This window comes from Microcoleus sp. Pol12A5, from assembly GCF_036701435.1.
In the GTDB taxonomy this organism is placed as follows: Bacteria; Cyanobacteriota; Cyanobacteriia; order Cyanobacteriales; family Microcoleaceae; genus Microcoleus.
Window position 1 is genome coordinate 1 of record NZ_JAUBQU010000204.1, and the last position, 6236, is coordinate 6236.

Annotated in this window: 3 protein-coding genes; all 3 read left to right on the forward strand. The window is 46.3% G+C overall.

Annotated elements, in window-relative coordinates:
• Nucleotides 1-765: serine/threonine-protein kinase (locus QUA45_RS27380; RefSeq protein ID WP_333223005.1), on the forward strand; the 765-nt coding region annotated here is incomplete at its 5' end.
• Between the two features lie 529 nt (nucleotides 766-1294).
• A complete protein-coding gene (locus tag QUA45_RS27385; protein ID WP_333223007.1) occupies nucleotides 1295-4801 on the forward strand; it encodes a PAS domain S-box protein in 3507 nt (1168 codons plus the stop codon).
• 182 nt (nucleotides 4802-4983) lie between these two features.
• Nucleotides 4984-6236 (forward strand): FAD-dependent hydroxylase (locus QUA45_RS27390; RefSeq protein ID WP_333223009.1); only part of this gene is annotated, 1253 nt, incomplete at its 3' end.

A 6236-nucleotide genomic window follows, 5' to 3' on the forward strand; every position in this document is an offset into this window, starting at 1 on the left:
AGAGAACATTTGGTGAATACGGAGTACAGCGATACCTATCTGGCTGAAGATGAAAATTTGCCCGATCGACCTTTGTGCCTCGTCAAGCGCCTGAAAAGCCAGTCTGAGAGAAGCAGCCAGCTATTCGATCGAGAAACGCGCGTTTTATATCGATTGGGCCAACACGATCGGATACCAGAATTGTTAGCTCGCTTTGAAGAAGAGGGATATTTTTATTTAGTCTATCAATTCATCGAAGGGCAACCCTTGTATCAAGAACTAATTGAAGGTCAACCTTGGAAAGAACCTCAAGTTATTGCTTTATTGCAAGACATCTTGGAAGTGCTGGTATTTGTTCACAAACAAGATGTAATTCACCGCGACGTTCATCCTCAAAACTTAATCAGGCGGACATCAGATGGCAAGATTGTATTAATTGACTTTGGGGCAGTTAAAGAAATCAACACTTCACAAAATAACATCGGTCAAACTAAATCGCGCGGCGGTACTCAGCAAGACTATATTCCCCCCGAACAAGCCATCGGTTCACCGAAACAGTGCAGCGACATTTATGCTGTCGGCATCATCGGGATTCAAGCCTTGACCGGGATGCAGCCGAAACAACTCAGAGTCGATAATTTAGGCAATCTCATCTGGCACAAAAATGCAACTGTCACCCCGGAGTTGGCTCGCGTTTTAGACCAGATGGTGTTGTACGCTTTCCCCCAGCGTTACCCGTCAGCAACCGAAGCTTTGGAAGCACTTCAAAAGTTGGGAGTCAGTTGACTCTTGACTGTTAACAGTTGACAGTTACCAAATCTGACTTTAATATCCCCTCTTTAGTCCCTCTCTGCTGGGACTTTGTTTTTGTAGTAGCGGTTTCAACCGCCGAGTCTTATATGTTCTGCCGCATTCCCCACAGCCACAACAGCCGGTTTACAATGTGAGCGATCTTGTTGTAGAGTGATTCATCCGCTACCATTATTCCTCGATGTACTGAGTAAAAACACTCTGTCTTGCCGGTGAATCGGGGGTCAATTTCCGAGATCCAAGGGACAGGGAACAAGGAACAAGGACTTTTTTTTAAAATTTTCCACAAATAAAAATTATTGAATTCTGCCGTATGCCTTCTACATAAGAGCCTTCAACGTTCATTTGACTATCTCTCTAAAGTTAGATAAAATAATTCATATTTTATGGTTAAGCAGCTTTGAGAAAATCTTAAGCAGCTTTGTATAGCGGGCAACAATCTCACTAGAGTGTTTATTGTTACCTTAGATACGTAGAAACCCAAATAATTTGAGGGAGCGAGAAATTGGAAGTTTTTGAACGAGCACAACAACTGCAAACGCCCTCAACCCGAATGGCTGCTGTCCAGTCTTTTTCCAAAAAAGCGAGTATTGGAGTAATGGCGATCGGCTGTACAGTCCTTTTGGGTTGGATATTCGATCTGCAAATGTTAAAAAGCATTCTGCCCGGACTCGTTACCATGAAAGCCAATACTGCTGTCTGCTTTATTTTGGGGGGCTTTTGTCTATTCATCCAACAGATCCGGCGCCCCAAATTAACAGCAAGAAAGTATCAAAATAAATACAAAAAATTAATTTTTATTTCCTCATTTTTAATTATATTAATTAGCATAGTAACCCTAGTTCAATATAGCTTTAATTTAGATTTAGGCATCGACCAACTATTCTTTAAAGAAAGTTACACATTGACAATCACCGGAACACCAGGACGAATGGCACCGAATACTGCTGGTGCTTTTTTATTGCTGGGAACAGCGCTGCTGCTGCGGTCAGAACGTCGGCCTAAATACCTGCGGATTCAAATCTTAAGCTGTTCTGTATTTTTAATTGCATATATGGGTTTGATAGGCTACCTCTACGACAAAGCTTTATTTTACCAAATTGGCAATAATACAGGAATGGCTTTGCACACTTCCGCAGGATTTATGTTGCTGAGCTTCGGCATTTTATTTGCCAGTCCAGAGCGAGGATTGATAGCAGTAATGACGAGCGATCGAGCCGGCGGCATCATGGCGCGGCGCTTGTTACCACGGGCAATCATTATCCCGCCTTTAGTCGGTTATTTCATCATATCGGGAGAACGGTTACAAGCCTACACACCGGAGGTAGGGATATCGCTGTTAAGCGTATTGAACGTGATTATTTTTACAGTTTTGATTTGGCAGAATGCCAAAACTCTTTGCAGCGCCGACCGCAAGCGCTATCGAGCGGAACTGGGACTTAGGAAAGCGAAATCAGACTTAGAAAATCAAGTTGAGAAACGGACTATCCAACTGCAACTCGCCAACGAGCAATTGCAGGAGCAAATTTTCGACACTAAAACAACTAAACAGGCACTTCAAAAAAACTACAACCTGTTGCTTGCCGTCATCAATAGTACGCCAGCAGCCCTATTTGTCAAAGATATTCAGGGCCGTTATCTGATGCTGAATGCTGCAGGATCCAGTATAATTGGCAAGTCTGTAGACCACATTGTCGGCAGAGATGACAGCGAGTTATTTTACCCAGAAATTGCTGGAAAAATTAGAAAAACCGATCGCCAAATTATGACAACGGGAACAACACAAGCAATCGAAGAAGAGCTGCCAGTCAAAGGAAATTTGCGGACATTTCTTTCTACAAAAAGTGCTTACCGGGACGGACTAGGAAATATTAGCGGTATAGTTACCATCGCGCGGGATATTACTGAAAGCAAAAAAGCCGAAATCGCCAACAGAAGTCTGGCAGCAATTCTGGAAGCAACCCCCGATTTTGTAGGTACTTACAACCTCGAAGGACGCGCCATTTACATTAACAAAGCCGGCAGAAAAATGGTGGGTATAGGCGAAAACGAAGATATATCCAAGCGACAAGTTCTAGAATTCACCGCAGCGTCAGACTACAGCACTTTGAAACAAGCGATCGCCACCGCTGTTTCCGAGGGCTTTTGGAGCGGAGAAACGGCCTTTGTGTCAGCATCGGGACTCGAAATTCCCGTCAGCCAAGTCCTCATCTCCCACTCCGCACCGGACGACAAACTCACATACATTTCGACGATCGCCCGCGACATTAGCGATCGCAAACACGCTGAAAAAGCCCTGCAACTGTCTCAAGCTCGTTTCGCCGGCATTGTAGAAATTGCAGACGACGCGATTATTTCCGTGGATGCTGAGCAAAAAATTATCTTGTTCAACCAAGGTGCAGAAAGGATTTTTGGGTGGACGGCTGCTGAGGCGATCGGGCAATCCCTGAGCCTGCTGTTGCCCGAAGCTTTTGCCACCCTTCACAGTCTCCTCGTCAGCAATTTCGGCGGTGGCGTTAAACAAGCCCGAAACATGGGCAACCGCAAAGAAATTTTCGCCCGCCGCCGAGACGGTACGGAATTTCCCGCCGAAGCTTCTATTTCCAAACTCGAAGTTGCAGGCGAAATCATATTCACAGCTATTTTGCGCGACGTGACAGCCAGCCGGCAAGCCGAAGAATTTGTACGTCTGAGCGAGGAAAGATACCGATCGCTGGCAATGGCCACCGCACAGATGGTTTGGATGACAGACGCTAACGGAATCTTCGACAGGCCTCAGCCTGATTGGATAGCTTATACGGGCATGAGTTGGAAAGAGAAGGACAACTGGATAGAAGCAGTGCACCCAGAAGACCGCGATCGCACAATACAAGCTTGGATGCGGGCAATAGAAACAAAAAGTCTCTACGAAGTCGAGCACCGCTTGCGAGCCGCAGACGGCAGCTACAGACACTTCTGGGTGCGGGGTGTCCCTCTTTTGGCAGCAGACGGCAGCGTTCGCGAGTGGGTGGGAACTCACACCGACATTAGCGATCGAGTACAAGTTTTGGAAGCACTCAAACAGTCAGAGGGACAGTATCGATCGCAAGCAGCCGAGCTCGAAAAAGCTGTCCGCGAGTTGCACCAAGCGCAAACTCAACTAATTCAAACCGAAAAAATCTCTTCTCTCGGGCAGCTAGTCGCTGGCGTCGCCCACGAAATTAACAATCCCATTAACTTCATTTACGGCAACATCACCCACGCCAGCCAATACGCCACAGACTTGCTCGGTTTGCTCCATCTTTACCAGGAAAAATACCCAAATCCCGTCCCAGAAATTGTAGAAGCAGCCGAAGATATTGAAGTTGATTACTTAATGGAAGACTTTACGAAGATTTTGGAATCAATGAAAGTTGGAGCCGATCGCATCCGCGACTTAGTTGTATCCTTACGCAACTTTTCCAGACTCGACGAATCGCAGATGAAGCGAGTAGATATTCACGAAGGAATCGAAAGCACTTTGCTGATTTTGCAGCACCGCATCAAAGCTAATGTACTTCGTCCCGCTATTGAGATTATCAAAGAATACGGCAATTTTCCAAAAGTCGAGTGCTATGTAGGTCAGCTCAATCAAGTATTTATGAATCTTTTAGGAAATGCGATCGACGCCCTCGAAGACTACAACAGCACTCATTATTCACAAGAAATATATTCTCGTCACAACCGAATTCGGATTAGCACCAGTGCGAATTCAGACACAGTAACAATTCGCATTGCAGATAACGGGATGGGAATCAATCAAGAAGTTATTGGCAAGTTGTTCGACCCATTTTTTACTACTAAACCCGTTGGCAAAGGCACAGGCTTGGGACTCTCAATCAGCTATCAGATTATAGTTGAAAAGCACCGAGGCAAATTGCAGTGTATTTCTGCCCCTGGCGAAGGTGCAGAATTTGTCATAGAAATTCCCATTTCGCAGAAAGTATCAGGGCTGGCTGCAGAAAACACAAAGGAAATGGTCAGCAGTCATTAGACAGTTGGCAGTTGGCAGTTGGCTGTTGATAGCGGGAAGTTGATCGTTGATGATTGTCATTAATCATAAATTTCTCAACGTCTCCCCATCTCCCGTCTCCCTTTCTCGATCGCCCTAAATCGAAATAATTCTTTACAATAAAAAAGTAACAATCCAATTAACTTTGACAAAATCCCTTGAAAATGCCTGTAAACCTACTTTCTCCAACCACAGCCTCGACGCAAACACCGACACTCGACTTTGACATAGCCATCGTCGGAGGCGGCATAGTCGGGGCCACCTTAGCCAGCGCCTTAAAAGATTCTGGATTAAAAATCGCAATAATTGAAACCCAACTCCCCGCCGCCGCCGCAGCCAAAAAACAAGCCTATGCAATCACCCTGCTATCAGGAATGATCTTAGAAGGTATCGGCGTGTGGCAGCAAATCTTGCCGCAAATCACCACCTTCGAGCAAATTAGCCTCTGCGACGGCGACTATCCCGGCGTCGTGGAATTCCACCGCCCGGATTTGGGAAATACTGGCAAATTGCCCGTACCAAAAGCAGCTTTAGGTTACGTTGGCGAACACGGAGTCATGCTGTCAGCTTTGCAAGAATCATTGGCAAAAAACCCGAATTTTAGTTGGGTTTGTCCGGCGGAAGTTGTCGAGGTAAAATATTTAACCGATTGCGCCGAAATAGAAGTCAAACAAAACGGCGAAACTCGGACAATTCGCACCAAATTATTAGTCGCCGCCGACGGTTCGCGATCGCGCATCCGCACGGAAGCCAACATCAGCACTCGCGGCTGGAAATACTGGCAATCCTGCGTTGCTATCACTATTAAAGCAGAAAAACCGCACAACGATATCGCTTTTGAGCGCTTTTGGCCGAGCGGCCCGATGGGAGTCTTACCATTACCGGGGAACCGCTGTCAAGTAGTTTGGACAGCACCCCACGCGGAAGCGAAAGCTTTGCAACAAATGGATGAAACTGAGTTTTTGACTTTGTTGGAACAGCGCACGGGCGGGCTTTTGGGGCGTTTGGAATTGGAGAGCGATCGCTTTTTGTTTCCGGTGCAGTTAATGCAGAGCGATCGCTACGTTTTGCCCAGATTAGCACTAATTGGGGACGCGGCCCACTGCTGCCATCCCGTCGGCGGCCAGGGATTGAATATGGGTATTCGAGACGCTGGGGCGATCGCCCAAATCTTGCAGCAAGCGCACCAAAAAGGCGAAGATATCGGCGATTTGCGAGTATTGAAACGGTATCACAACTGGCGCAAAAAAGAGAATTTAATCGTGTTAGGATTTACCGATTTTCTAGACAGATTATTTTCCAATACTTGGCTGCCAATTGTAGCATTTCGCCGCTTTGGATTGTGGTGTTTGCGGACAATTCCCCCAGTGAGGTTTTTAGCCTTGCGCTTGATGACCGGTTTAATGGGCCGGCCGCC